This window comes from Candidatus Tumulicola sp. (genome assembly GCA_036490475.1).
Taxonomy (GTDB): domain Bacteria; phylum Vulcanimicrobiota; class Vulcanimicrobiia; order Vulcanimicrobiales; family Vulcanimicrobiaceae; genus Tumulicola.
Genome location: DASXDT010000006.1, coordinates 757,767 through 783,963 on the forward strand (window position 1 = coordinate 757,767; position 26,197 = coordinate 783,963).

Genomic DNA, 26,197 nt, shown 5'->3' on the forward strand with positions numbered 1-26,197 from the left:
TTCAATGGAAGCGCAGGGTTTGACGCTGGGTTAGATTCCCTGACGGACGATATGATTGCCGATCGCCGAGTATCGGATCGAAATGTTACGGAACAGCGTGCAAACGTTTCGGCAAAGGGCCGTCAATGGTTCTTGCGTCGCCAGTTATAACTCGAGTACTCAAGCGCTAAGGGGCGTACGCGAAGTCATCGTGCCGCTCCACACCTACGGAGACTTTCTGTGTCAGACTTCAACGAGATACCACTAAACGGCACGGATGACGCCGGAAACATCTATCTCAACTGCTTTGTCCGTTTGCCCGTTCCGGATGGACTAAACGAAATACGTTGCAGCAAGAATTTGTTAGAAAACAGCAAACTAGAATAGTCGCGCTTCGTTATGATCTGCGCTTCGGCAAATGCATTTTGCAACGTGCAGTTCAAGACACGTCTGAGGCAGCAAATCACAGGTGGGCTGCGACCGGCCGTCGACGATCGGAGTTACAAGGTTATTTGTTACTAACTATGGAGCAAACTAGTTGAAACGGTAAGTTGATTCGAAGCAGGCTTCATGACTTGAGAGAAGACGCGCCACGAACATCTATCCGCACGACCTCTGCCTGGTTAGCTTTGCCGCGCAAGGTAATAATGATCGCGTTCGGTTGAACTTCGAAAAAGGCTGCCGCGAGCAAGAGCCTTGCAAGGCTCAAAGTTGTGCGTCCCTTCTCGAACTGTGAAACGGCGGACTGCGAAACGCCAATAGCTGACGCCAATGCTCCTTGCGTAACCTTCGCTCGACGTAGAACTTGAAACGCGCCGCGATCGGGTTCCCACCTTCCCGTATTTAGACCCCGGGCATCAAGAAACTGCCGAAGTTTCGTGAAGGCGACGCTGAAATTTCCGGTTCGATACTCGATCTGAATATCCCGAAGTAGCCCATCTTTAGATTCGGGAATTCGATCGTCCGCCAATGCGCGACAGAGAAAGACCAAGTCGGGATCGTTTTCATGAATCGCCGCGCTTACAAAATCCATCCAGGTCAACTCAGCTTCGCACGCCGTGGCAGGCTTGTCAAGTATATGCGACATCACTTATACTAGTAATGTTACTTCTATAAGTACTATTTAGAATACAGTAGTGCGGCCGGGTTGGACCGGGGAGACCTTGCTGGCCACACGAACATATGTTCGATTGATTTTTAGTAGAGAGGTTCCCAAAATGGCTTCAGTGGGTAGTGACGAGTTTTTTGCCGGCTTCTTGGCCGGAGTGGCGCTTCTTCGTCTTCGCCTTACGGGCGGCCGGGTGGTCCTCAATCGTGCCTTCTGGAGTGCCCTTAAGGCTCCAGAGGGCGACTTCGTCGATCGTGATGCCCTAGCGATTGACTATGATCCGCTTTACGCGGTAAGCCCGTGGTTCGAACGTGCCCTCACCCGCGCACAGAGAGATTTGCTGATTGGCTTTCCCAATCCGAGCTATCAGGATGTGGAGATTAGGCTGAGCCCCGAGCAAGCGCAACAGCTTCTTCGTGCGACTCCTGATGGAGAAAAGTTGAAGGCGCTCGCGAAGCGCTTTGTGGAGAACATTAGTTGCGCTGCGTCGTGACATTTCGAAATTGAGGCCGCTCCCTCCCATTCTGGGCGGCTTATCCGCTGATCTGCAGGCGTTTTTCGGCCCCCGACTACGCGAATATTCTGAACGACAGCGGCATACCAAGCCGAGGCCGACAAGGCCAAAAATCATCAACGACGCGATTTGGAAAACCGTTCGCCTGGAGCCGTGGGAAGGCATCATCCTCGACACATATCCGCTCCAACGGCTGCGAAGTGTTTGTCAGCTAGGACTAGCCCGACTCGTTTATCCTGGAGCGGGTTATACGCGATTCGAACATAGTGTCGGAGTGCTTTATCAAACGCAACGAATGATCGATTCAATCAATCATAACGCTCGCTCAGAAGGTCGAGGTATCAATCCTCTACTTCCGCGCGATGAAGCTTTGCTACGATTAGCTGGGCTATTACACGATATCGGGCACGGTTTTTTAAGCCACGTTTCTGAACGCGCAATGTCTCGGATATCCGCGCTTCCCCACAGCGGATCGGCCGAGGACGCGAGAGCCGAAGCGAGGGTTTATTTCTCCACTAGAAAGCTGCCCGCATTCGCAGAGCTTCTAGCCAGCTTGATAATCCTATTGCCGGAGTTCACGGAAATCCTGGAACTCGCCAACATCCCAACCTGGCCTGATGCGGAGAACCTCGCAGATCACATTGCTCATTTAATCGTTGGTGGAAACTTGAATTCATCTCGTCCTTTCCTAGGCGAGATAATCTCAGGGGCCGTGGACGCGGACAAACTCGATTATATGACACGTGATTGCGTTCTAGCGGGGTTACCAATGCCCGTCGATGTCGAGCGCCTACTCCAAAAGCTGCAAACCGTTGCAATATCAACAAGTAGCGAACAAGGCCGCCCCTGGGCCGAGTTCGCTGGCCTGCCGCCAAATCAGTCGATTTACATGATGGCCATGGACGAACGGGGCGGGATTGCTGCCGAAGAGCTCGTTGTCAGCCGCGTGCTCTTATATGACAAACTATATCATCACCAGAAGATTCGGGCTTTCGAAGGCCTCGCCGAAGCGGCACTTGATGTACTTATCGACTGCGTTCCCACCTTCCAGTCTCCCGTAACGTATCTAGAACTGAGCGATGCCGATTTTTTGGAAGCAAAATGGCCGACGCAAGGTTGTACTGACAAAGACAAATTGGCTTTAGCTAAGGACTTGGTACGAAGAATTTCAGATCGGCACGACATCGCTCGGGCCATTGCCTTTGGTCCAAACTTGATCGACAGCGCGACCCCTGTGATGGTCTGGCGAAGATTGTTACCATTTGTAACGCGCGAACGCAATGCCAACACCACGAAGTTCAGATCACTTATTACGGAACGTGCCAAACAATATCTCATCGCAGCCGGAAAAGCATCGTTATCCGACTCCCTTATTGAAGAACTGATAATTGTCGATTTACCGGATCCTCAGGGGATAACGGAAAAAACTCGTTTCCTCGTAGGAAACGAAAGCACCGGTGTGCGACTATATGCCGAAGTTGCTCGGGTGGATCGCTGGGCCGAGGCATACGAAGCTGACAAGAGCATTGGCTACGTCTATTGTCCCCCTGAGCATGTGTACGCAGTTCACTTAGCCGCACGTTCGGTAATTAAGGACCTGTCGGGCGTCGAGATGGAAGATCGGCAACTGACGCTGACAAAGATGGACGCCAATAGGCTGAATGAATTTGCCGAAATCGTCCGCGGTCAAAATATCGATGTGCCAGCGGTTCATGTATCCGCCGGTTTAAAGCAGGACACTCCGATGGTTCTAGCTCATGATGTAGAAAAGACATATCAATCGGATATTGAATTCCTAGGCGAACAATTTCGAAGTTATGAACCGTTCGATGGTCCGCGCATAGACGCAGCGTACATCGTAAACTGGCTCGTGCAGTTTCCCCGTGATGATATTCCGTTGGTTATCCGGGTTCTACGCAACGTGCAATTTTGGACGAGGCAAAGAGTAGCGGACGGTTTCAAAGTATTTTTCGAAGATTGCACCTGTACATCAATGCAGCTTCTAGCGCTTGGGGGACCGACGACAAGCGCAGGTCATCTCCAGTATTTGATGCACGATCTGCGCGATTTAACGATCGATCTGAAAATACTAGGCTCCCCTGGTGAAATCGATCCAGCAGTTCCGCTAGTTCTGTTTGACGATTTCATAGGCTCAGGTGGGCAAAGCCGCACCGCCGTTATGCAGTGGTACGACGCGCCGCCGAATGAATGGATCGTTCACGAAAGACACTTTGAGCCGCTTAGTCCGGACGTGCGCGCAAAAATTGAAGCATCTAACATCACCTGTTTATTTGTCGCCGGTCGTCGGCCGGGCCTGCGCGCATTGCGTGATACAATGAAAGAATACACCGGGCTCGATGTGGCCGGATACATCGCTGAGCCCCGTGACTATGACTGTTTTAGATTAGTCTCCAATATTTTTGAACGCTCCGCAGACGCTTCTCGAGCGAGAGACATATTTTTCGACGCTGGAATGAAGGCTCTCGCTGATGAAGACTGGACTCCTGAAAAGAAGCGTGGACGAGCACTTGGATACGGTAACAAAGCTGATCTCAATGTTTTTTATTACAACACGCCATCATCCACACTAAGCGCACTCTGGAGCGGCACAGTTCAAGCGGCCGACCCTTGGATGCCGCTATTCAAACGCCGTCGCCGCCCGGCAATAGTCTGACGCTGCGTCTATGTTAAAGGTTCTTGCTAGGAAAGTCCATGTAGCTAGATCCTAAACATTCGATCGATTGCTTGTAGATCGGCACCAGGTCTTTCGTACTTGCAAATTAACGTCATTAGGGTGCTACTGCGAGTCCGCACCCGTTGCCGGCCAAACCTGGCCTTACGGCTCCACGACGAAATAGTTCGATGCGTACCATGAAACAATGAGCTCGATACGTTGTTCATCAGGTAGTTATGCAAGTGTACCAATTCATCAGGTGCTGCCTTCGACGGACCTTGAAGGTCACCGCCACACGACGTACAAACGAATCGAAGCGCGATATTTTTGTGGGTGGGCGGCTGCTGGGTGCATATTCGAATCGGACGATCGCAAATATCGCAGGCATCTGAGAGATAGACTCCATGCCTCGGGCAAATGGTGGAAACCGCTAGACGCCACGCCTTTCTATAGTACGCAACATGATCATCGAGAATGCAAAGGTGACAATACTGCAAGCCGTACGTTCGTCGCTTTCCAGAGCCGTTAGAGAGTGGCATTACCGCTATTTCCACCGGATGCCGGGTCGACATAACGTCTTCCGTTAGGAAGGTCGTCTGAACTACCCGCTTAACGAGCACTCCGGTACCAATCGAGATTGCTTCGATAAGGCCTTGGGGCGCCTGCATATCGATGTCTCGAGTCCAGATCGGGCCGCCGAGAGCGGCTCGCGCAAAATTCGTGAGACTCATTCCGTGCCCAAGCGCGATGCGCGTAAGCCACGAAGAAAGCAGCTCGTCGGGTAATGGTGCCGGATGATACGGCCAGCGCACTGGAGCCGTTTCGAACGCTGCCCTACCCAGCATGCCGTCGCTTTCGCTGCGACGGGGTGACGTAATCGACTTTTTCAATCAATTTCGCGTCTATACGTTCGCGCTTTGTCTCTACAGCGAGCACGGCTGCTCGAGTAAGCAATGTGGCGATTTCGCCGATTGTTCCTTCACTTTTCCCGAGAATCGTGGCTGCTAGTGTCGTCTCGACGAGATCGGAACGTTCGCGAAGTGGGAGCATCGCTTCGAAGCTCGCCAATAGCCGGAGAAATTCTTCATCGAACTTCCAGCGAGGGAGCAGTACTGGTTCGAAGCGATTCGCCAGTTGCGGATCCGATTGAAGCGCATGCAGCGCATCGCTCGTTCCTACGCCCACAATCGGAATTTGGAGTTCGTTTCCAAGATATTTGATAGTGTTGAGGAATACGCGCTGGCGCTGAAGGCTGCCGGCGATTATGTGGTGGATCTCGTCGATGACGAGCACCCTGATGCCGATCGCTTTGAAAAGTGTGAGTACCTGCAGCAATCGTTGCTCAGCATTGCTGCTTGGGCGCATTGGCGCGTACAACGTATGCAGTATCTCGCCATAGAAGCGCGTTTCGGTTGGGTTGCTTGGCGCCTGAACAACCAACACCGGAGCACTGATGGCGTCGATTGTGCGATTATCCGAAGGAGGATGCCGAAGCCGGAACTCGTTTACGATCTTGGTCTTACCATTGTTTGTTTCGCCGACGATGACCATGTTCGGCATGCGATGCGTCTTGGGATGGTGTAATAGGTCTTCAAGTTTCTTGAGGAGGTCGCTCGCCCTGCTATATCCGATCCAACGGTCGCTTCGGATGTGCTGGATACGCTCCGCTTCCGTAAGCTCCAGCGCTTGACGCGCCCGCTCTTGCAGATGCTCGGTCACGTCTCGCGCAGGTCTTCAAAGGGTCGAATTTTACTGTAATCAATTTTTTGGGCTAACGGGCTTGTATCAGTATCCGTTACGCGCGGCTTACTAATGCGCGCGTGTTCAAGACGCCGCTGCCGATTGCGTCGCACAGTCCGCGTTTCTTTCGCCGCTTCATCTTGGTAGGATCGTAGCCGCACGGCGGACTCCATGAGCGCCCCCTCATCAACCGATGCCCTTCCCTCACGCAGTAGCGCTGCCCGAGCCTCGCGCAGTTCCCAGATGCTTATGGCGGGAAATGCACTGTTACGATACGGAATTGCACAATAATGCTTAAGTTCCGGATCGAAGAAGTATAGGACGCTAATGTCCCTTGGGTCTCGACGAAAAAGGTACTTTCGGTTTCGCTCTTTCCCCGTCGAATGGATGTAAGGACGTAAGACGTCATGGTAATAATGAATATCGTCCGCCACGACGCCATACGGCTGAACGGTACGCTGCACGAACGGCATAAAGTCCAAGCGAAATTTGTCTTCGTCGACAACCTTTCGCGGCAGGCCAATGGCTGGTTTACTCGCGTCCCCTCGAAATCCATGTTCGTAGCGGTCAGCCGGGCTGGCCTTTATGGAAGTATGCAAACGTTGATGATAGCTGCCCGTAAAAAATTCGGCAATTGACTTCTCAAGCTCGGTGACAGTAAAAACGGCCTTCTGGCCGGAGTCATACTCGGCTTTCTGTTTCGGATTGGAAAATGTAGCTCCCAGCCAATTCTTGAGTTCAATGGCCACCGTTCCCATTAGGCGTTCAATATGCGCCCCGAAGTGTGGAACCTTGACGGGCCGGAACTCGAGATTGAAGCCATACTCCTGCGCGCAGCGATGTAGCATCTTACTATGAAACTCGCGACCGTTATCAGCATGCACCGTATGGGGAATCCCCCAGCATCGCCAGGTTGTGGAAAGACCCAGACCCGCGAGATACACGTCTTTTTGTAAGATACTGTTAACGAGGCACAATCCGACGGCTGCATCGCCCGGGGGGTCGAGCGAAAGATAGAAGCCGGTGACCATGCGACTGTAAACGTCAATCGCCAGTGTCAGCCAGGGACGTCCCAGCGGTCGACGGCTGATTTCGTCGACGCACTCAATATCAACTTTGGTGTGATCGATTTGAACGATCTGAAGCGGCCACTCGGCGGCGAACCGGCCGGGACGCGGCTCGAAACGATCCGCGGCTTTCTTTTTATTTGCGCGGCGTCGCAAACGAACTTCTTCGGTAATGGTCAAGATGCGCCGCCGCACCGTCGTTAAATGCGGGGCTTGAATGCCTGCGGTCGCGCATCGCTGCATTACCGTTTTAGTGGTAGCTTGAATCGAAGGCTGCTGTTCCTGAAGATACGTGTCGTCGATTGTCGCCGTCAGAATTGCCTCAACGGCACTCTCTAAGCGACTCTTACCACGGCCGCCGGTCGGCTTATGTGGCAGTAGCCCGGAAATTTTGCCCACCGACTCATAATCGGCGATCCAGCGGTACATCGTCGTGACATGAACGCCAGCGCCCGCAGCGACACGCTCGACATCTGCCCGCCGCCGCCCAGTCTCGGTGAGGATCTGTTGCACGTACGAAAACCGGCGCTGCGCTTCTTGCCAATCTGCATCGTTAACTAAGGCCAGTTCGACGTCATCGCTTTTTTCGGTTGATTCAGATCTGACGGGAAGCATGTCGGCAATAAACAAGCGTTGGCATTTGCCGGTTTGAGGATCCTCGGCGAGTACGCTTTCAACGTCAATGTAGCTGATAACCAGGTACCGGTGCCCCTTGACCATTACCTCGCTCCCAGGGGCGATCGTGAGTGTGGCTAGAGCCATAGCCGACTCGCCATCGTGAGCGGCTGATCCAAATCGACGCTAATCCGTCGCGTTCCGACCAAGTTCCAAAGGGTGGGGACGAGCTGGGCTTGATTTCCGACGTCGAGATAGATAGAGGCCAACAGGCCATCGGCGGTCGCCTCTCGGAGCTCATTGAGACTGTCGAGCAGCACTGCCGCGTCGTCCTGATTGGGAGCGTACCGCACGTACGGGAGCAGAAAGCGAGCATTGGAGAGGTACGTGGTTCGTATATGGCGGTCAGTGATGATCTGGAACTCCCAGCCGTGTTCCTTGGCGTACCTGCTGGCCGCAAGCAAGGCTGGTTTGAAGTCTCGCCATTTTGCGCGTAGTTCGGCATCGTATTTCACCTGATAGAGGCGAGACCGCTGACCCGGCAGCCGCTCCTGGTCGAAATGGACGAGGAAGTCCGGGACGTGATAATGACGGCGACCGTCCCGGCCACGGAAGGCGATACGGACCGGCTGCTCGTCATAATCGTGGACCGTGGGATCGAATTCCACCAGCGTGATGAAGTCGCGCTCGAGGGTCGATTCGAAAGCATGACTACGGCCAGTTTTATGGCTTGCATGATGGCCCGTGACGCTCATTCGGTTCGGCGGAACCTGCCGTACACTCACGTCATCTTTACCTTCCCAGAACTGGTAGCTCCGACTTAGCACGAATTTCGAACTAGTCGCGCCAACTCCCCTTCTTGGTCGCGTCGACTTAGACATGGCTTGCTACGGTCTTACGCATCCGCGAGTCGCGTTCACTTCGCAAAATGACAAGTTTATTGCTTTTTACGCGTTATTAGCGAACGTTTGTTCGACTGCAATACACAAATCGCGGGTATCATTATCATTGTGAAAAAGCGAATATTAGGTTCGGCTTCCCCGCTCGAAGTTTCGGAAATCGGATTCGGCTGCATGGGGATCAGCCACGGCTACGGACACAAGCTCGACACGGCGGACGGCGTCAAAATCATCCGTGAGGCGGTCGATCGCGGCGTGACGTTTTTCGATACCGCCGAAGTGTACGGACCCTTTACCAACGAGCGCGTCGTTGGAGAAGCGTTGCGACCGGTTCGCGACCAGGTCGTCATCGCGACCAAGTTCGGCTTTGCAATCGATCAGGAAACCAAGAAGCAGTTGGGGCTCAACAGCCGGCCCGAACACATTCGCGAAGTCGCCGAAGCCTCGCTCAAACGGCTCGGAATCGAGGTCATCGATTTGTTCTATCAGCATCGCGTCGATCCGAACGTTCCGATCGAAGAGGTCGCCGGCGCGGTTAAGGGCTTGATCGAAGAAGGCAAGGTCCGGCACTTCGGACTCTCCGAACCGGGCGCGAACACAGTCCGTCGCGCACACGTCGTGCAGCCCATTACCGCGCTGCAAAACGAATATTCGCTCTGGACGCGCGGCCCGGAAACGAATGGCATTTTCGAAACGTGCGAAGAGCTAGGAATCGGCCTCGTGGCCTATAGCCCGCTCGGTAAGGGCTTTCTCACCGGGGCTATGGGCAAGGACACGAAGCTCGATGAAGGCGATTTTCGCAGCATTTTGCCGCGCTTTACACCCGAAGCAATGGAGAAAAATCAGGCGCTGGTCGATTTACTCAAAGACATTGCCAAAGAAAAGAATGCCACGCCGGCGCAAATCGCGCTCGCGTGGGGTCTGGCGCAAAAACCGTGGATCGTTCCGATTCCGGGCACGACCAAACTGCACCGGCTCGAAGAGAATCTGGGCGCGGCCGGCATCGAGCTATCATCGGGCGATCTCGAACGCATCCAGCACACGGCCGCCGCAATCCACGTCGAAGGCGAGCGCTACCCGAAGGAGCTACTCGCCACGACCGGACGCTAAGCGCCCGCTAGGGATAGGTCGACGATGAGGCTGCGGGCTTCTCGGACGTGAGCGTCAGCGACGACGAGTTCACCGAGTAGTTGCCCGCGGCGACCAGATGATTCGGCTGCGCACAGATGACGCTGCTGTTCGGGCCGTAGATCACGACGAGGTTCGGCGGTCCGCACGGCGTCTGCGTTAGTTGATAGCTCTGGAGCAATTTCGCTCCGGGGCTGCTGGTTTGAACTTGATACGACGCAACGGCTGCGTTGTTCGCAGCCACGACCGAACCGTAAGCCGCTGCAGTCACCGCTCCGACCGCGAACGGACCCCAAAAGCCGCCGCCGTAGTAATACGGCGCGGGGTACCATGCAACGCCTGCGTTCCATCCCCACGCAGGATAGTGGTAGTAGACCGGATTGCCGACCACGGCTCCGTGATATACGTAGCCATTATTCGCGTACGTGCTCGTGTGGTACGTCTGGCCGTAGGCGTTGGTTGCGGTGCCGGAGCCGCTATACGTATGGTTGTAGGCGTTACCGGTTCCAGAGTTGCTGTAGGAGCCGTATTGATTGCTGCCGCTGCCGCTGTGGTAGACACTACCGTTCTGCGTGTTGCCGTTGGTGGCGCTATGCTGGCTACCGTACGCGGTCGACGTGCTGCTGTTGTGATTGAAATTTCCGGTCGAGGTATTGTAACCGCCGTTGGTCGTCCGATTGTAATCGCCGTTCGAAGCCGTCGTCGTTCGATGATAGCTGTCGCCGCTATTTGTAACGGTCGTGGAACGACTCGTGCCGGCCGGTCCGGTGCTCGAGTGCGTGCCGGTGTCGCCGTGGAAATCCCAGCCTCCGCCGCCGCGGCCTCCACCACCGCCGCCGCCGCGTCCCCCTGCGATCGCACCGGCTTCGGCAAGAACGAGCAGAGCCGAGCAAACGATAAGGATGCGCGAAAAATATGTTGTGTTCACTTGGTCATCCGATCAACCGTTCCGGTCAGCGAGAAATAGGTTCCCCGTTTCGTCGTCGCGGATACGAGTACGCCGTGCGGGGCGAGCCGGGCCGAGGTCATGGAAAGGGGTTGGCTCGACGTGGTCGGATTCAACCAAACCGTACCCGACTTGAGCATAATGCGAACTTTGTGGCCACCCTGATACAACGTTGCGTCGTACGGCAAACATTCGACGAGCTCGGCGACCTTCGTGCATGCGGCCTTTCCGATAACGAGCGTACCGACGCCGTCGGAAGTCGTCACTTCCATTTGTTGGTCGCGAATCGCGATCACGACGTTCTTGTACACCTTCGTCGTACCGTCGCTCTGTTGAACGGTAGCCGTTCCGGTGGCGTTTGCCGCGCACGGCAAGAGGATGAAAGCGAACCCTAGAGTGATCGCCGTCGATATAGAACGCGTCATGTTACGAACTTTCATTGAGCCGGCGCGATCGTCCACGAACTGCTGTACTGCTTCTCCCGGCCGAGCCGCCCGACGTGAACCACGATCGTGACGTTGCTCGACGCCGAGGCGATCGTGAAATCTGCTCCCAGGGCGATGTTCGTCGTGGCGTTGACGTTGGTTGGAAACTGGCGCACTCCGGGCTGAATCTTGGTCGAACCCGAACCGCTGCCGGAGATCGTCGCATGCGTGTGAGAGGCTTGTAACGACCGCATCAGCATCGACACGTTGACGGTGTCGCTGTCGATGGGAACCGGGAGGTTGACCGACCACGTCGCGTTCGCCGACAACGGCTGCGGCGCGCTCTTGAGGAGGAGCCCGATCTGCGCGAACGGCTTAAGCACGTCCTTGAGCTGCGGCGGTACGTTTAACGTGCCGTTTGCGCCGGCGGAAATCGTTTGGCCCGGCGCGCCGTCGACGCTCACGCTAAACGATGTCGGCGTCGAGTGCGTAAACTTGATGTAGTGGCTCGCGCTTTGCGGGCCGCTTTGCGTTACGGACTGCGACGTAACGTGATACGTCATCGTGCGCCCGACCGGAATCGCAGCCAACGCCGAGCCTGCCGCCGCCGGCAACGGTGCGGTAACTGCCGCGACGAGTAGCCCCGCCGACGCAAAAGCAACGACTGACTTCATATGGTCTCCCCTATTGTTTGCTTAGGCACATCATAAGGCCCCGGATGGGCTATCGCCTATCCTGAAAGCGAAAGTGCGTCTAGGGCTGACAGCCTTGGTCGGCCCAAGTTTTAAACGTTGCGCTCATCTCGGGGGTCCAGCGTTCGCCGGTTCCGCTGGGCGGCATGCTGCCGTCGGTGACGGTCCGAAGAATCGCCTGCGAATGTTTTTCGACGTCGTCGCGATCGCTCAGATCCATGCCAGCGTGCTTCATGTGGTCGACGTCGAGGTCGGTGAACAGCGGGCGGATGTCCCGTGCAAAGCTCAGGTTGACGTTATCTGACATGGTACTCTCCTTGTGGCGCTAGATCGTACTAACGGTCGCGCCGAACGGCTCATACACGGTTATCTGCTTTTCCGGAGCGTTTCCCGCCGGATATGCGTAGAAACCCACGACGTCGCCATCTTGACTCGGTGCTACGAGCACGGCGTTGGCTTTTCCCTTGGTTGCCGGAACGATCCAGAATTGATTGACGTAGTTGGCATCGCTTAACATAACCGTGCCGGCAATTTTCCCCTTTTTCCCGCTCGTCAGATACACTTCCGACGTATCGGTGTCGCCCACGGCGATATCCTTGCCGTCGAACGAAACGCCACCCGGCCACTCAATCGATCGTTTGAGCTTAATCGTCAAGAAGACGTTCTTGCCATGCGGTAATTCTGCGAACACGAACTCTGCGCTCGACGTAACGCCGCCGACATACAGGTCACCCTTGTTGTCGTAGCCGCAGAAGCGATATTCCTCGAACTGTGGATCCGAGATCACCTTCGGCGAGCCGGTCGCACGGGCGTAAATCGAAACGCTACCAGCGCCAGATGTTGCATAAAAATTCGTTACGGCTAGATTACCGGTGACGGGATCCACGGAGCACCCTTCGGGGTATTCACCGGGATCACCGAGCGTCGCGATCGGCTTGGTTCCGCCGTGGGCGTACTCGACGATTTCTTTAGCACCGTCGTCCACGATCCACACGTCGCCGGCCGCATCGCTGCACAGCCCGTAGGGATCGTCGAAGCCGGTCAACGTACCCTCCGCTTTTCCGCCGGGATACGAATAGACGTACACCTCGTTGGTGAGAATCGACGATACATACAACAACGATGGCTGCATCTTCGCATCGGGTAACAAGTGCGATCCGACGATGGCGCGAGCGGCCGGTGCGAAGGCGGTGGCCGTTTGCGTGCCCGCAGGCCCGGAGCACGACACGAGGACGGCAGAGGCGACGAGACACGCAAAGTCAGAACGAATCGAGCGAAACATCATGCGATGACCCTCCAGCCCAAGCGATACAAGCTAGCGTCGCCCGTCCCTGCTAAACGAGGCTAGTTATCGAATCACCAAATGGACTTCGGGCCGGACGCGACCGCAAGCGCCAGAATCGTCCGGCGTCGGGTTTAGACGAAGTCTTGTAAGGTCAACGTGAGCGTGGCATGGGTTCCGTCTTTATGCGTGACGCCGATTTGCAGTTGCGTACCGGCCGGCTGGAAGAAGAGCTCCCGCACCGCCTGCAGACTCATACCGGCAGCCGGCTTTCCTCCGATCGAATCGATGGTATCGCCTTTAACGAATCCCGCGCTCGCCGCCGCCGTCTGCGGCCGCACGTCGTAAACGACGGCCGTACCGTTACGATTAATCAGGAAGAGGCCGGCGCGCTCGTAGTCGTCGGGCGTCATGAAGGCGTTGTTGGAGGTGAGCGCCATCGTCTGCTTCTCGTAATCCAGCGTGAGGCTAAAGCGTTTGAACACGGCGCCGCCGACATTGCCGGCAACGAACGGTGCTGCGAACGCACCCTTCTGCGCCGCGCTGAAATCGGTGATAACGTTCGACAGAATGAAGTTGCCGAAGCCGAGCGTTTTGATCCGCCCTAAACGGCCCATCGCGCCACCGCCCACACCGAAACCATTGACGCCGATGCCGCTCATCTTCGACGGAACGACCTGCGGGTGCGCCGCTATCCACGGCGTCATCAACGAAATCGAAGAGCGCGAACCGGTATCGAGCGTACACTGCGCGGCGATCGAGTCGATGGTGCACGGAAACTGCGGTTGGCGTCCGTCCAGTACGAAGGGGACGACGTTTGCTCCGGCCGGCACCGTTGCCGCATCCGGCATTTGGAAGATTACCGTGTTGCCGGCGTAGTCGAAGGTCGTGACGAAGCGCGACAGCACTTCAAAGCCGATCAGACCATCGACGCGCTGACCGCCGGCGATGCCGAAGCCCTGGCGCGTCGGAGCCACCGCAAACAACTGGTTGGTGATTTTTGCCGTGCCGATCTGCATGCTGTCGACGTTGGCGAAGGCCAGCGATTCGGTCGTGTTGCCGACGCCGCCGCCTTGTACCGAGCCGTGGCCGGCCGCGCCGATCTCGCGCGCAACCGCCGGATCGACGTAGTTCGCGCCGCCGGTATCGAGGATGAAGCGGTACGGGCCGCGTCCGTTCAGGAGCAGCGACAGATACACGTGGTTGTCGACCAAATCGAACGGAACGCTGGTCTGCGTTCCGCCGCCGACGATCGAGAAGTCGTGAACGTTCGACGCGGGCTTTTTGAGATGCGCGTCGAGGTCCGGCGGGTTTGCCACAACCGAGGTAACGGTGACGGAGGTCGAGTTTCCATCGCTGGTTGCCGACTCGACCGAATAAGGGATCTGCAGTCCATTGACCGGACGGTAATCCGAGTAGGTAGAGGTCGACACGATCGGCCCGATCGATTGCACGGATCGCCACGGCAAATGCGTCGTTCGGTCCAACCACAGTTGAAATGGAACGAGCGAGTTGGGAGCGGTCACTTCGAGCACATCGTACTGGTTTCCAGCGGCCGTCTGAACGCCGGCCGAGCGAACCGTCGCGCCACCGTTATTCGCCGTCCATAATGCGTAGCTCGACATGAAGTCGCCGCTAATCGTAGCCGATCTGCCGGCGTCGCCGCCATCCACCGACACGAGTCCGGAACCGTCGAGGTTCCACACGTCGGTCCCGTCGTAGCCATCGCCGCCCGACACCGGTGGCGTGTTGTAGGACTCCGCCGAGAGCGGCCGTCCGATTGCTTGCCACGAAATGTCGGTGCCCGTCAGCCCCCCGAAGCTGATCTTCGAAGTAACCTCGAGTCCCGACACGTTTTCGACCGCCGAACCGCCCAGAGCGGCGCGCGAGGCAGCGAGCAGAGCCGCCGTTTGGTCGTCGGTGGGAGCGGCCTGCACGGCGGCGGGCCCGAGGCACGCAAAAAAGGCGCCCATACAAGCAGCGAGACGGTTAACGTTCATGCGCTTCTATACGACGTCGAGAGCCCGCTTGTTTCGCCGGCGCCACTCAGCGGTTCAACAGGGAACATCGATAGGATGATGCCTATTCTTGCACTCCGCGAAAGGTCCGGGACCAGGCCCGCCGGGAGCGTTAGAAGAAAGCGCGGTTAGAGATTCGGCGTTCCCATCGCGGAACACCGGCACCCATGGTACCTTGAGGAACGGATGCGGCGATTACTCGCGATGTTCGGCTCGTTGAGCCTCCTGTACGCCTGCAGCGGCTCGGGCTATATTCCGTATGGCTCGCACTCGCTCGCCCCGTCGCAGATTCGCTCGCTCGTGTCGGGCGCATCGCAGGAGACCGGCGTGCCGCAAGGGCTCATCAACGCGGTCGTTATGGCCGAGTCGGCCGGCAATCCGTCCGCGATTAGTTCGGCTGGCGCGCAAGGGCTGATGCAACTGATGCCGGGCACCTCGTCCGGCTGCGGTATTTCGGATGCCTTCGATCCGCAGCAGAACGTGCATTGCGGAACGAGCTACCTGCACTCGCTGTTGCGCCGTTATCACAATAACGTGACGCTGGCGGTCGCGGCGTACAACGCCGGACCAGGCGCGGTAGACCGGTACCACGGCGTTCCGCCGTATGCCGAAACGCGTGCGTACGTTACGCGCGTGATCTCGGCATACCGCAGCTACTAACGAGGCGCCGCCTCCGATGGCGACCCTAACCCGACCTCAGCCGATGCCGCGAGTTCGTGCGGCGTGGCCGCGCCTGCGTCTACTCGACAGCTACTTGCTGCGCGAGATGGTTGGGCCGTTCTTGTTTGCGTTCGGCGCGTTCTTGTTGTTCTGGGCGCTCAACATTTTCTTCTTGGCGGCCGACTACATTATCAATCAGCACGCACCGTTCTTCTTGGTGTTGCGGTTTGTGGTGTTCCGTATCCCGCAAGCGATTCCGATGGCGTTTCCGTTCGCATGTTTGTTCGCAGCGTTGCTGGCGATGGGCCGAGTGATGGGCGACAACGAAGTGACGGCGCTGCGCACCGCAGGCATCTCGGTCATGCGAATCGCAGTCGCGCCGCTCGCCTTCGGCTTTTTCATGTTCCTGGTTTGTTACGCAACGAACGAGTGGGTCGAACCGCCGTCGGTCGAGCTATCGACGCGGACGTTCTATCAGATCATCTACCATACGGCGTCGCTTCCGGTCGAACCGCAGTTCTTCCGCAAAGATCAGGACACCGGCAACGTCTTCTATGTGAGTCAAGTGGCTCCCGACAACCATACGATGATCGGCGTGCAAATTTTCAAGCCGGCCAAGTACGGTCCGTGGAACGAAACGCTGCAAGCGCGCACAGCGTCGGTCAATGGAAGTACGCTAGTCTTGCATGACGTGATCGATACGCGCTTTAACAACGACGGCTACATGACGAGCCAGCAAAAGGTCAAGGACATTTCGATCGGCTTACCGCTGGGCGAAACGGCGTCACAATTCGTCAGCAACGTCAACAACGACCCGTGGACGATGAGCAGCAAGTCGTTGAAAACGCAGGTCAACGCGCTGCAATCGCAGGGCATCGGTGGAACCGCCCTCGGCACGCTGCAAGTGAATCTCGCGAACAAGCTGGCTTGGCCGTTCGCATGTTTCATCGGCGTCGTCCTCGCCGTCCCCGTCGCCCTACGATTTGGCAAGCGCGGCCGTACGCTCGGCATCGCGCTGGCGATTATTCTCTTCTTCGTCTACTACCTCATGACGTCGGCGGCGGCCGCCTTCGGTCGCAACGGTGCGATCAATCCGTTTATTGCGGCCTGGGTTCCCAACGTCATCATGGGAGTTACCGGCACGGTACTACTGTGGATGGAAGAACGCTAACGCCATGCGTTCGAGGTGGTTAAACCATCGCGGCATCACCGCGATCGCGGCCTTCGTCATATTCATAACCGGCTCGGTGCCGGCGGGCGCCGAGGTTTCGGGTATGGACCAAGTCCAGACCGGCCCGCAGGCATTGCCCGGAGCGCCGACTGCTGCCCCCGATCCGACGGCGGCTACGGCGTTGATGCTGTTCAGCAAACAGACCTGCGCGCAAAAGAACGCGGCGTCGGCAGATCAAATCGTACAAGCCGCGCAGGCCGACCAGGCTGCGCAGACCCCCCCGCCTTCGCAGGTCGACCAGGTCGCACAAACCGGCCAGCCGGATCAAGACGATCGGGCCACGGATGCTCCGTTGCCCCCTCCGTCGGTACGGTTCGCGCAAGCGACGACGCAGCCGTCCGCCTCTCCTGACGACCAGGAAACCGAGGCGCCGGGCGTTCCGGGACCGGCTACTCCGGGCCCGGTCAACACGCCCGGGCTTCCGAACGTTCAGCCCGGCGTGGGAAACGGAACGTATCAATTGCGTGCCACGGCCAGGCCCTCGCCCGAGGTGTCGCCGCCGCCGGTTCCCACGCCTACGCCCAATCCCTCGCCCTCAGCGGGAGCGATTTTTCTGGAGCGCGGCGGAAATACGCCGCCGCCCATTACGCCCGCCGGCCGAGCGACCCCGACGCCGAGCCCCGAACCCAGCGGCGTGCCGACACTCGCGCCTAACTATGTGGCGGTTATCGCCGACCGCGTGACGGGCGGCGCCGGCAAAGGACAACCGGGCGACGCCGACGGCAACGTTCACATCTTTTATCGCGACGAAGAAATCGTCGGCGACCACGCGCATTTCGACGGCGTGCGAACGGTGACGATCACCGGCCATCCGTTCTTGATCAACCACACGCACGACTCGGTGCTCAAAGCCGACGAAATTAAATTCGACACGCTCGCCGAAACCGCGCAATTGCTGAAGGGCAACGGCGAAACGGCCGAAGGCGTCGAGATCGGCTTCGTCCATTTTCAAGCCGACGATCTGCACACCAACACCGACGGCACCGCACAGGGCGCCAATCCGTACGTAACGACCTGTGAGAACCCGCGCGCCGGCTATCACATTACGGGAAAAACCATCGAGGTCGTTCCCGGCGACGCAATTATCATCACGAAAGCCATACTGTGGCTTGGCGCCGCGGCGGTGTTCTATCTGCCGCGGTTAGTGATTCCGCTTCGCACCGTTACCGATCAGCGTGCGCGGCCGCACTTCTTTCCGGAAGTGGGTTACGACTCATACGAAGGCGCCTGGATCAAGATGCAGCTGCCGTTCGGAAAAGATCAGTATTACTACGGCTACTACATCGTCAACTATTACACGAAAATGGGTCTCGGACTGGGGTACGTCGGCTTCTATGCCAGCCGCCGTGGACGACGAACCTTGAGCATCAACTTTTACGGAATGAACGACCGGCTCGAGGGGCAACGCACGTACAACGTCGCGATCCAAGAGCAAGAGAACTTCGATCCGCATCTTCGGGGCAATTTTCAGTTCGGCTATCAATCGAATTATGGCGCCTTGACGCAGATCCCGCCCAACGAGTCGCTCACCGGCGCGATCGTGCATCAAACGCAGAACACGTCGCAGAATTACTCGTTCACCCGCAGCACGGTCGGCACGGAATCCGAAAGCAACAGCCTTTCGTTTACCGATTCTCGGCAGTTCAACGAAAATCTAAGCCAAGACATCAGTTACAATATTTCCAACAGCTCGTCGAACTACGGCGAATCGTCGTTTAACGCGCAGTCGGAGTTCGACTATCTGATGCATTACACGACCGAGGGCGCAGATTACCAACTAGAGTACGATAAGACGTTCGCGCAGCAGCCGTACGGTATCAACAAGATACCGGAAGTCACCGTGCGTCCGAACGACTTCTTCCAGCATTTTATCTTTCCGATGTCGGCGCAGCTGGTGGTGGGCGAATACAGCGAACCGACGAGTCAGCTCGCGACCTGGCGCACCGACGCGGGTGTGGTGTTCGGGCCGGCCACCGCAAAGGTGTTCGGCAGCGATTTCGAAGGCACGATCAACGTCGATCAGTATGCGTACGGCACGGGCGATCTCAAAGCGGCGATCGAACAAGACTTCAGCTTGACGACGCCGATCGGCAAGCATTTTTTGAACTCGATTACCTACAACGAGGACAACTACAACGGGCCGGCCTTCGTGCCGTTTCAGTATCTCGACCAACAGCCCACTGAAAACACGAAGAATGCCCAAGACCTTTTCCGCGTGTTCAACGACGACGTGTACGATTTTTCGCTCGGCTATTCAACGAACTTCGACGGCGTCGCGCAGCCGTGGAGCTATCAGCTTACGGCCAGGCCGTCTCTTCGTTCGGTGGTGCTGCTCAGCGGATCGTTCATTCCCGGTCCGGGTCAGGGATTCGAAACGACCAACCTACAGTTGTCGATGCCGTTCGGACGCGACGCATCGATCCAGTTCGTTACCGACTTGAATTGGAAAGGCGGCCCGGGCGTAGAATTGTTTTCCGATAAGGTGCTTTACTACACCCGCACGTTCGGCAACTGTTACCAAGTGCAAGTGTTGTATAGCGAGGCGTCGCAGTCGATCAACGTCGGCTTGAGCCTATTGGCGTTTCCGAATCAAACGGCGACGTTCGCGGTCGGTCAGCCTGGCCAGATCGTCCCGTCGACGTTCAACTTCTAATTTTCGTCGCACGGCGGGTGGCCGCAGTCGCACATATCGCTCTCGATGGTCGCGACTTCCGCGTCGCGACAGCCTTCGGAACAGTACGCCTCGCCGCCGACTTCGCCGGTGATCGTGCAGTTGCACGGGGCGTGACTACATTCGAGAAGTTGCATGTTTGGCATCTCCAGTATCTGCCGAGCACGGCACCGCGTTCGGAGCGGGGCTCGGATTATTAGCAATTTCTACGCTAACGATTTCGGCCGGCGGATCGATCTGCAAGCCGCTCGACAACGAGTACAACGTTTGATCGAAGCACTGGTAGGTCGGCAATGCGGGAGAGCTGTACTGCGGAGTGTTGGGACCGCCGGCGCCCATCGAATCGACAAACACGAGATTATTTTGCACGCTAGCCTGCGTCGTAAACCCATTGAACAACCAGTTGGCGGCCAAGGGCGCCGGGCTCGCCAGCGGCCCCAAAAAGATCGATCGCTGAAAAATAACGTTGAACTCGGTGCCGCTTCCGTTGCTATTAACATTGAACTGCAGCTGCTGCGGCGTTGTTTGCAACGTCAAAAATGCGGGCGGAACGTGCGGGTTGGACGGGTTTTTTACGAATTGCACCGCGCGAGCGAAGGCCGAGCCGCCGTTTCCGGCCACTTCGATCGCCTCCGAATATGCCGCCCAATTGTTGAGGAACGGTTGGGTTCCGGGAGTAAGCCCGTTTCCACTCGTGTTGAAGACGATCCAATACTGATAATTCGAAAAGTTGAACTGCGCCGAGACGTCAAAGAAGACGCTCATGTACCCTTCGGGCGCGCCGCCCGGGCCAATTCCCGGAGGATTGGGCGTCACTTGCCGCCCGCATGCAACGACCGTGACCGCCGCTAGTAGTACCAGTACGAAACCGAGTCTGCGTATCATGCGTTCCTCTTGGCTGCGCGACGCAGGCGTCGCGGCTTGTGCCGCACTCGCGTTAGCTGCGGCTTTCCCCAAGTTCGGCGCGGCGTGGCTGGTACCGTTCGGGACGGCCGCGCTTTTTTGGACATGGCAAGGCGCCTCCTGGAAACGGGCCGGAGCACTCGGATGGTTCGCAGGGGTCATTTTCTTCACGATCGGTTTTTCGTGGATCGGCCATACGGTCGGCAGCTATATCGGCGTTTTCGGACCGGTCTTGCCCTTGGCAGTGGCGATGATCGAAGCGCCGTTTTTCGCCCTGGCTGCGATCTTAGCGTCGTTCGCATATCGTCACGTTCGGCCGGCGTTCGCGCCGTTAGCTGCGGCGGCCGCGTTCACCGCGTGTGATTGGATTCGAACGATCGGCGTGCTCGGAGCTCCGTTCGACCAGCTCGGTTATTCGCAAGCCGATACACCGTTGCGAGCCATCGCGGCGTATGCCGGTACCTACGGCATAACGTTCGTGCTGTGCGCGATCGGCGCATATTTCGCCGACGCCGTGATTCGACGAACGTGGAAGCCGTTCGCCGCAACGATCGCCGCCGTCATCGTCGCGACATCGTTCGCGTGGCTCGCATGGCCCGCGCGTCGCGTGCCGCCTCCGACCATTCCGGTTGCGGCAGTACAAGGCAACATCGCGCAATCGCTCAAATGGAATTCGCTGGACTTAGCTGTCATACGTTACATCGGAATGACGCATCAAGCACTGCTGCACCATCCGAAGCTCGTCGTATGGCCCGAAACCGTTATTCCGACCATCTTGAATACCGATCCGTACTTTATTCAATCCTTTCGGACGCTCTCCGTCGGTTGGAAATCGACGCTCGTCGCCGGCAGTCAAAGTCTGCGCGGGCGCAGCGTGTATAACTCGCTGTACATATTCGCGCCGAGCGGCGGTCTTGCAATCTACGATAAACGGCAGCTCGTACCGTTTGCTGAGTCGTTTCCGGGGCGCAAGTTTTTGTCGTGGCTTCCGTACGTCGCGAAGCTGAGCGGCCAATTCGGCACCGGTCGCATCGACGGTGTCTATCAAACCGAAGCGCTACCGATCGCACCGCTGATCTGCTGGGAGTCGGGTTTTTCGGATCTGGCGTTCGCACAGATTCGCCGCGGCGCGCAACTGCTAGTCATCAGCACCGACGACGCGTGGTTCGGCACGACATCCGGACCATACATGCACGCACAGATCGCGCAACTGCGCGCGATCGAAAGCGGCGCATACGTGGTGCGCGCGGCAGCGACCGGTATCAGCGGTATCATCAACCCCGACGGATCGTGGCAAGCGCGCAGCAAGATGGAAGAACGCATCGTTGTCTACGGAAAGGTCGGGCGGCGAGTCGACACGGTTTTCTCGCACGTCGGTCCGACGGCAATCGGTTTGGGGGCGTTCCTGTTATACGCGTTGCTGATCGTTTTGCCCGACAACAGGCGGCGGCGGAGCTGATCGGATGCTGCTCGCGATATCGTTAGCAATCGTGGCGGGCTTAGGTTTTGGCGCCGCGACCTACATCGTGTCCGCCTTAAGCTGGCGCGGCGGCTTTTTATCGTTCGTTCTCGGCTTTCTCTTGGGTCCGATCGGTCTGTTGATCGCACTTGCGGGTGCACGCCGGGCTCGGCTCGAGGACCCCGACCGAAAGCCCCCGCGTCTCAAGAAAGTTCTCGTGCGGTGTGGCTACCTCGTTTTCGGCTTCGGAATCGCCGCATGGGTGGTGATCGAAATTCTTCTCGCAGACAGCGGGAAAGTTCCGCCGCCGCCGGCGACGGTCAGCATGGATTTGCACGGCGGCCATGTGGTCGGCAACCGCATTCAGACGAAGTCTTGGACGTTCGACTATACCAAGGCGCACCTGTCGCCGGACGGACTCACCGGCAGCGTCGACGGCGTTCGTGACGGCGTAATCTTTCGCAAAGGTAAGCCGTACCTACGCATATCCGCGCAGCACATTCAAGTCGACGTGCAGTCGCTCAACTTTACGGCGATCGGAAAGATGCACATCGAACGGATCGGCGACCCGCAGCATCTGGCGTTCGACACCGATCACGTGGTCTGGACCAACGATGCTAAATCGCTCAAGATCGACCATCCGGCATTCATCCACACCAACGGACAAACGCTTCGGGTCGACCATATCTCGGTCGACTTCGATGCGAATACGGTTCATATTGGAAAAATCGGTGGACAGCTCGACGTCCACACTGGAAAGGTAGCGCCGGAGATCTAGGCGCCGCTACGGCACCTAAAACTCCGGACTACGTGTTGCCTTCTTCGGCAATCTTTTTCTTGGCCTCGGCGATCAGTTTCTTTACTTTCTGACCACCCTTATGGCCGATTTCCTCGTAGAAATCGGAACCATACTTTTCCTTGACGACCTTCCCACCTTTTTGTCCGATCGATTCGTAAAATTCTACGCCGTGGCGGTCGCGCGTCGCTTTGCCGCCCTTGCGGCCGATGTCTTCATAGAACGTAGAACCGTAGCGGTCGCGCACGGTGTCGCCACCTTTTTTGCCAGCCTCGCGGACGGACATTTCGCGTTTCGCCGCGACTTCGTTTGTTTTTTCAGCCATGGGTCCTTACGGGGTCGGATGGGCGAGAAATGTTAAGAAGCCGTTCCAGCTTTTTTTTTGGGGCGCTGTCCGCCTTTTTGGCCAATCACCTCGTAGAAGGACGGGCCGTACTTGGTTTTCGTCGCCTGGCCGCCTTTGCGACCGATCTCCTCGTAAAATTCTGAACCATATTTGGCTTTGACGCGTTCGCCTCCACGACGTCCCGCTTCGCGAACGCTCATGCCGCCGGACGGTCCCGGTTCTTGCGTGGTCATGCCTGCCTCGTATCTGGGAAGAGTGATGATCAGTTTTTTCCCAAGTAGGCGCCAGGCAAACTAAGAAAACTCACAGGAACGGGCGCTCGCCTGAAAACTTGTCATATTAGCAGCCGGTCGTAGACGTCGCGGGAGCGCAGCCGAAGCTGCTCGAGCGATCCGTCATTAGCGATCGCGAAGTCGGCGAGTTCGACGGCGCGCTCGGGCGCCAATTGCGCGGCCATACGCTGCTCGATGGCGTCGGCGTTCAATCCGTCGCGCGCTTCGACCCGCCGCAGACGTTCGGCGATGGGTGCCGTTACGACGATCGTTCGATCGACCAATTTGTCGTAGCCGGTCTCGAACAAGAGCGGTACGACGTGCACCACCACTTGTCCGGGCGCCGCGTGGGCCCCCCGCTCTGCCGCAATCCGCCGCACTTGCGGATGCACGATTGCGTTGAGACGTTCGCGCTGTGCGGGATCGGCGAATACGATGTCTGCGAGCGCGCCGCGGTTGAGTTCGCCGTCGCGAATCGTCTCGGGCCAAGCGCGCGCAATTTGCAAGAAGCCGTCGCTATTGGGCGCGACGGCTTCTCGTGCGATAAGGTCGGTATCGATGACCAGCGCTCCAAACGAATGGAAAAACGCCGCCACGGCCGACTTGCCCGAACCGATTCCTCCGGTGAGGCCGGCGAGCATTTGGGCTGCTAGGGAGCCGGCTCCGCCGAAGGAGCGGCGTCGGGCAATGCAGCTTCAGAGGTAACGGCTTCGGACGGAGCCACATCGGGCGATGCAGCTTCGGACGGAGCCGTGTCCGACGATGCAGCTTCGGGCGACGACGTCTCTATCGGCGCAGCGGCCGACGGCGCGATGACGTCGATCTCGGGAACGACGATCTGTTCGATTTCCTCGAGCGGAACGTCGGCCACGTGTTGGATCGACGCGGTGATGCGCCGGGTCGCGTGATTGATCGTCAGCAGCGTCACTTCGACGTCTTGCCCGGGACTGTACTGGGCGACCGAGTCGAACTCGCCCTTCGGAACCATCGCCAGAATGCCCGGAATGATCTCGACCAGCAAATAGTTCGGCGTAACTTTGACGACTTGCGCCGTCAGTTTATTGGTTTCGTACAACTTGTCCGCATGCTCGTCCCACGGATCGGGAAGCGCGTGTTTGAGCGACAAGCTCACCTTTTTCGCGTCGGGATCGAACTTCATGATCTCGACTTGCACCACATCGCCGATACGCGCGACTTCCGAAGGATGCTTGATGCGTGCGTACGACAGCTCGCTGTTGTGAATTAACCCGTCGATGCCGCCGAGATCGACGAACGCACCGAAATCGGCGAGACGCACGACGATGCCTTCGCGGATCTGTCCCACTTCCAACGTGTCGAGCAGCTCTTGCTTCTTGGCCTGCAGCTCTTCCTCGAGTACTAAGCGCTGCGACAGGACGACGCGATGGCGTTTGTGATCGAGATCGATTACTTTCAAACGCAAACGCTGGCCGACCAACTCATCGAGATTACCGACGGGTTGGCGGCGAATCTGCGAGGCCGGGACGAATCCGCGCATGCCCAGATCGACGAGCACACCGCCCTTAACGACTTGCGTTACCGTCGCTTCGATCACTTCATCGCGTTCGTGCGCTTCGATGACCTTTTCCCACGTCTTGAGCGCGCGGGCACGACGCTCCGACAGGAACAGCGTTCCGTCGAGATCGTCGATGCGGTGAATCATGACTTCGAGCGTATCGCCGACTTTGAGCAGCTTCGGCTCGACAGCGAGCGAGAGCTCGCGGAACGGAAGCACGCCTTCGGACTTACCACCGACGTCGACGAGTAATTCGTCTTTGTCTTTCTGGACGATCGTGCCGGTTAGAACTTGGCCTTCGTCGAGAACTTTGAGCGACTCTTCGTAAAGTTGCTGTTCGAGCGCGAGCTGATCTTCTTCGGGCTGTACGGGAGAGATTTCAGTCGTAGTGATGTTGGAGTTCCTACCTTCGTTATATTTTTTTGTTGCGAACGAACGTTATCGTTGGCATCCGCGGCACCACCAGGTTCCGCGTTGACCGAGTACCGTCCGGATGACGGGCTTGCCACATCGTAGGCACGGTTCGCCGAGCCGGCCGTATACCGACAAGACGTTTTGAAAGCCTCCCCGCAACCCCCCGGCGTCGACATAGTCGTCGATGCTCGAACCGCGCATGGTCACCGCGCGATCCAGCACGTTGACGATAGCACGATGGAGCCGGAGAATCCGCGGAGCGGTCAACGACTTGGAGGGACGGCTCGGGCGGATGCCCGCCTCCCAGAGCGCTTCGCAAGCATAGATGTTGCCGATGCCCGCTATGCGCCGCTGGTCGAGAAGTGCCACCTTGACCGGCGTCGTTCGCCCCGCCAGCATACCCGTTACGGCCTTGACTGTAAAGTCTGGCGAGAGGGGCTCCACGCCGAGGTCGCGATCCCACGCTTCGCCGGGTTCGACCAGGCGCATCCGGCCGAAGGTGCGCACGTCGGCGAAACTCAGGCGGGTATCGTCGGTGAAGTGCAAGACGATATGGGTGCCGGGATAATCCGGCTCTCCGGCGCGCTGCATCAACATGCGCCCGGTCATGCGTAGGCTGGTTACGAGGCTACGGCCCGAGGCCAAGTCAAGGATCGCGTACTTACCGCGCCGCCGTGCCCCCACGATTCGCTCGCCCGCCGCGGCGTCGACGAACACGACACCGGGCGGCGCCACACCGATTTTCGCAAGCCGCACCTCGGCGCGCTCGATCCGTTTGCCGACCGCTGCCGCGGCTAAGCCGCGCACGATCGTTTCTACTTCAG

Annotated in this window: 25 protein-coding genes; 8 read left to right on the forward strand and 17 right to left on the reverse strand. The window is 57.8% G+C overall.

What is annotated here, in order from left to right; translation table 11 throughout:
• Positions 1-547 precede the first annotated feature (547 nt).
• On the reverse strand, positions 548-1,012 hold the full coding sequence (locus tag VGF98_11050; GenBank protein HEY1682165.1) for a helix-turn-helix transcriptional regulator: 465 nt from the start codon (positions 1,010-1,012) through the stop codon (positions 548-550).
• Between the two features lie 184 nt (positions 1,013-1,196).
• Between VGF98_11050 and VGF98_11055 the strand changes: the two genes are divergently transcribed.
• Positions 1,197-1,580, forward strand: a complete 384-nt coding sequence (locus tag VGF98_11055; protein HEY1682166.1) for a hypothetical protein — start codon at positions 1,197-1,199, stop codon at positions 1,578-1,580.
• 10 nt (positions 1,581-1,590) lie between these two features.
• Positions 1,591-4,275, forward strand: coding sequence for an HD domain-containing protein (locus VGF98_11060; GenBank protein ID HEY1682167.1), 2,685 nt, complete (start codon positions 1,591-1,593; stop codon positions 4,273-4,275).
• Between the two features lie 834 nt (positions 4,276-5,109).
• Here VGF98_11060 and VGF98_11065 read toward each other — a convergent pair.
• Genes VGF98_11065 through VGF98_11075 form a run of 3 tightly spaced genes read right to left on the reverse strand, consistent with a single transcriptional unit; the run spans position 5,110 to position 8,452 of the window.
• Entirely contained in the window at positions 5,110-5,994 is an 885-nt protein-coding gene (locus VGF98_11065; GenBank protein ID HEY1682168.1) for a TniB family NTP-binding protein, read from the reverse strand.
• A complete protein-coding gene (locus VGF98_11070) occupies positions 5,991-7,802 on the reverse strand; it encodes a Mu transposase C-terminal domain-containing protein (protein ID HEY1682169.1) in 1,812 nt (603 codons plus the stop codon). Before VGF98_11070 ends, VGF98_11065 begins: the two co-directional genes overlap by 4 nt.
• 32 nt (positions 7,803-7,834) lie before the next feature.
• A complete protein-coding gene (locus VGF98_11075; GenBank protein ID HEY1682170.1) occupies positions 7,835-8,452 on the reverse strand; it encodes a TnsA endonuclease N-terminal domain-containing protein in 618 nt (205 codons plus the stop codon).
• A 255-nt stretch (positions 8,453-8,707) separates the two neighbouring features.
• On the opposite strand from VGF98_11075, the gene VGF98_11080 reads away from it, so the two are divergent.
• Entirely contained in the window at positions 8,708-9,706 is a 999-nt protein-coding gene (locus VGF98_11080; GenBank protein HEY1682171.1) for an aldo/keto reductase, read from the forward strand.
• Positions 9,707-9,713: 7 nt separating this feature from the next.
• Here VGF98_11080 and VGF98_11085 read toward each other — a convergent pair whose 3' ends face one another.
• The 6 genes from VGF98_11085 to VGF98_11110 all read right to left on the reverse strand — a co-directional run bounded on the left by VGF98_11085 (position 9,714) and on the right by VGF98_11110 (position 15,069).
• Complete coding sequence (locus tag VGF98_11085; protein HEY1682172.1) at positions 9,714-10,652, reverse strand: hypothetical protein; 939 nt, start codon at positions 10,650-10,652, stop codon at positions 9,714-9,716.
• Positions 10,649-11,095 (reverse strand): hypothetical protein, encoded by a 447-nt coding sequence (locus VGF98_11090; GenBank protein ID HEY1682173.1) that lies wholly within the window; start codon positions 11,093-11,095, stop codon positions 10,649-10,651. Before VGF98_11090 ends, VGF98_11085 begins: the two co-directional genes overlap by 4 nt.
• Before the next feature lie 11 nt (positions 11,096-11,106).
• Positions 11,107-11,769 carry a hypothetical protein gene (locus VGF98_11095; GenBank protein HEY1682174.1) on the reverse strand — a complete coding sequence of 221 codons (663 nt, stop codon included), beginning with the start codon at positions 11,767-11,769 and terminating at the stop codon, positions 11,107-11,109.
• Positions 11,770-11,848: 79 nt separating this feature from the next.
• Positions 11,849-12,094, reverse strand: coding sequence for a hypothetical protein (locus VGF98_11100; protein ID HEY1682175.1), 246 nt, complete (start codon positions 12,092-12,094; stop codon positions 11,849-11,851).
• A gap of 18 nt (positions 12,095-12,112) precedes the next feature.
• A complete protein-coding gene (locus VGF98_11105) occupies positions 12,113-13,072 on the reverse strand; it encodes a hypothetical protein (protein ID HEY1682176.1) in 960 nt (319 codons plus the stop codon).
• A 131-nt stretch (positions 13,073-13,203) separates the two neighbouring features.
• Positions 13,204-15,069 carry an aspartyl protease family protein gene (locus VGF98_11110; protein HEY1682177.1) on the reverse strand — a complete coding sequence of 622 codons (1,866 nt, stop codon included), beginning with the start codon at positions 15,067-15,069 and terminating at the stop codon, positions 13,204-13,206.
• A 204-nt stretch (positions 15,070-15,273) separates the two neighbouring features.
• On the opposite strand from VGF98_11110, the gene VGF98_11115 reads away from it, so the two are divergent.
• Genes VGF98_11115 through VGF98_11125 form a run of 3 tightly spaced genes read left to right on the forward strand, consistent with a single transcriptional unit; the run spans position 15,274 to position 19,631 of the window.
• On the forward strand, positions 15,274-15,747 hold the full coding sequence (locus VGF98_11115; GenBank protein HEY1682178.1) for a lytic transglycosylase domain-containing protein: 474 nt from the start codon (positions 15,274-15,276) through the stop codon (positions 15,745-15,747).
• Between the two features lie 16 nt (positions 15,748-15,763).
• Complete coding sequence (locus tag VGF98_11120) at positions 15,764-16,918, forward strand: LptF/LptG family permease (protein HEY1682179.1); 1,155 nt, start codon at positions 15,764-15,766, stop codon at positions 16,916-16,918.
• A gap of 4 nt (positions 16,919-16,922) precedes the next feature.
• Entirely contained in the window at positions 16,923-19,631 is a 2,709-nt protein-coding gene (locus VGF98_11125; protein ID HEY1682180.1) for a hypothetical protein, read from the forward strand.
• On the opposite strand, the gene VGF98_11130 is transcribed toward VGF98_11125, so the two are convergent.
• Both VGF98_11130 and VGF98_11135 read right to left on the reverse strand, forming a co-directional pair.
• Positions 19,628-19,786 (reverse strand): hypothetical protein, encoded by a 159-nt coding sequence (locus VGF98_11130; protein HEY1682181.1) that lies wholly within the window; start codon positions 19,784-19,786, stop codon positions 19,628-19,630. The genes VGF98_11125 and VGF98_11130 overlap by 4 nt on opposite strands.
• The gene (locus tag VGF98_11135; protein HEY1682182.1) at positions 19,767-20,534 is read right to left on the reverse strand and encodes a hypothetical protein; all 768 of its coding nucleotides are present in this window, start codon (positions 20,532-20,534) and stop codon (positions 19,767-19,769) included. The genes VGF98_11130 and VGF98_11135 overlap by 20 nt, the downstream gene beginning before the upstream one ends.
• On the opposite strand from VGF98_11135, the gene lnt reads away from it, so the two are divergent.
• Together lnt and VGF98_11145 are read left to right on the forward strand one after the other, a co-directional pair.
• Positions 20,533-22,011, forward strand: coding sequence for an apolipoprotein N-acyltransferase (lnt, locus tag VGF98_11140; GenBank protein ID HEY1682183.1), 1,479 nt, complete (start codon positions 20,533-20,535; stop codon positions 22,009-22,011). The genes VGF98_11135 and lnt overlap by 2 nt on opposite strands.
• A gap of 4 nt (positions 22,012-22,015) precedes the next feature.
• Complete coding sequence (locus VGF98_11145) at positions 22,016-22,789, forward strand: hypothetical protein (GenBank protein HEY1682184.1); 774 nt, start codon at positions 22,016-22,018, stop codon at positions 22,787-22,789.
• A gap of 28 nt (positions 22,790-22,817) precedes the next feature.
• On the opposite strand, the gene VGF98_11150 is transcribed toward VGF98_11145, so the two are convergent.
• The 5 genes from VGF98_11150 to mutM form a co-directional block, all read right to left on the reverse strand.
• Positions 22,818-23,093 carry a hypothetical protein gene (locus VGF98_11150; GenBank protein ID HEY1682185.1) on the reverse strand — a complete coding sequence of 92 codons (276 nt, stop codon included), beginning with the start codon at positions 23,091-23,093 and terminating at the stop codon, positions 22,818-22,820.
• Positions 23,094-23,164: 71 nt separating this feature from the next.
• Positions 23,165-23,353, reverse strand: coding sequence for a KGG domain-containing protein (locus VGF98_11155; protein HEY1682186.1), 189 nt, complete (start codon positions 23,351-23,353; stop codon positions 23,165-23,167).
• Positions 23,354-23,487: 134 nt separating this feature from the next.
• A complete protein-coding gene (gene coaE, locus VGF98_11160; GenBank protein HEY1682187.1) occupies positions 23,488-24,066 on the reverse strand; it encodes a dephospho-CoA kinase in 579 nt (192 codons plus the stop codon).
• A gap of 8 nt (positions 24,067-24,074) precedes the next feature.
• On the reverse strand, positions 24,075-25,352 hold the full coding sequence (locus tag VGF98_11165) for a S1 RNA-binding domain-containing protein (GenBank protein HEY1682188.1): 1,278 nt from the start codon (positions 25,350-25,352) through the stop codon (positions 24,075-24,077).
• Between the two features lie 45 nt (positions 25,353-25,397).
• Positions 25,398-26,180, reverse strand: a complete 783-nt coding sequence (gene mutM, locus VGF98_11170) for a bifunctional DNA-formamidopyrimidine glycosylase/DNA-(apurinic or apyrimidinic site) lyase (GenBank protein ID HEY1682189.1) — start codon at positions 26,178-26,180, stop codon at positions 25,398-25,400.
• Positions 26,181-26,197: the final 17 nt, after the last annotated feature.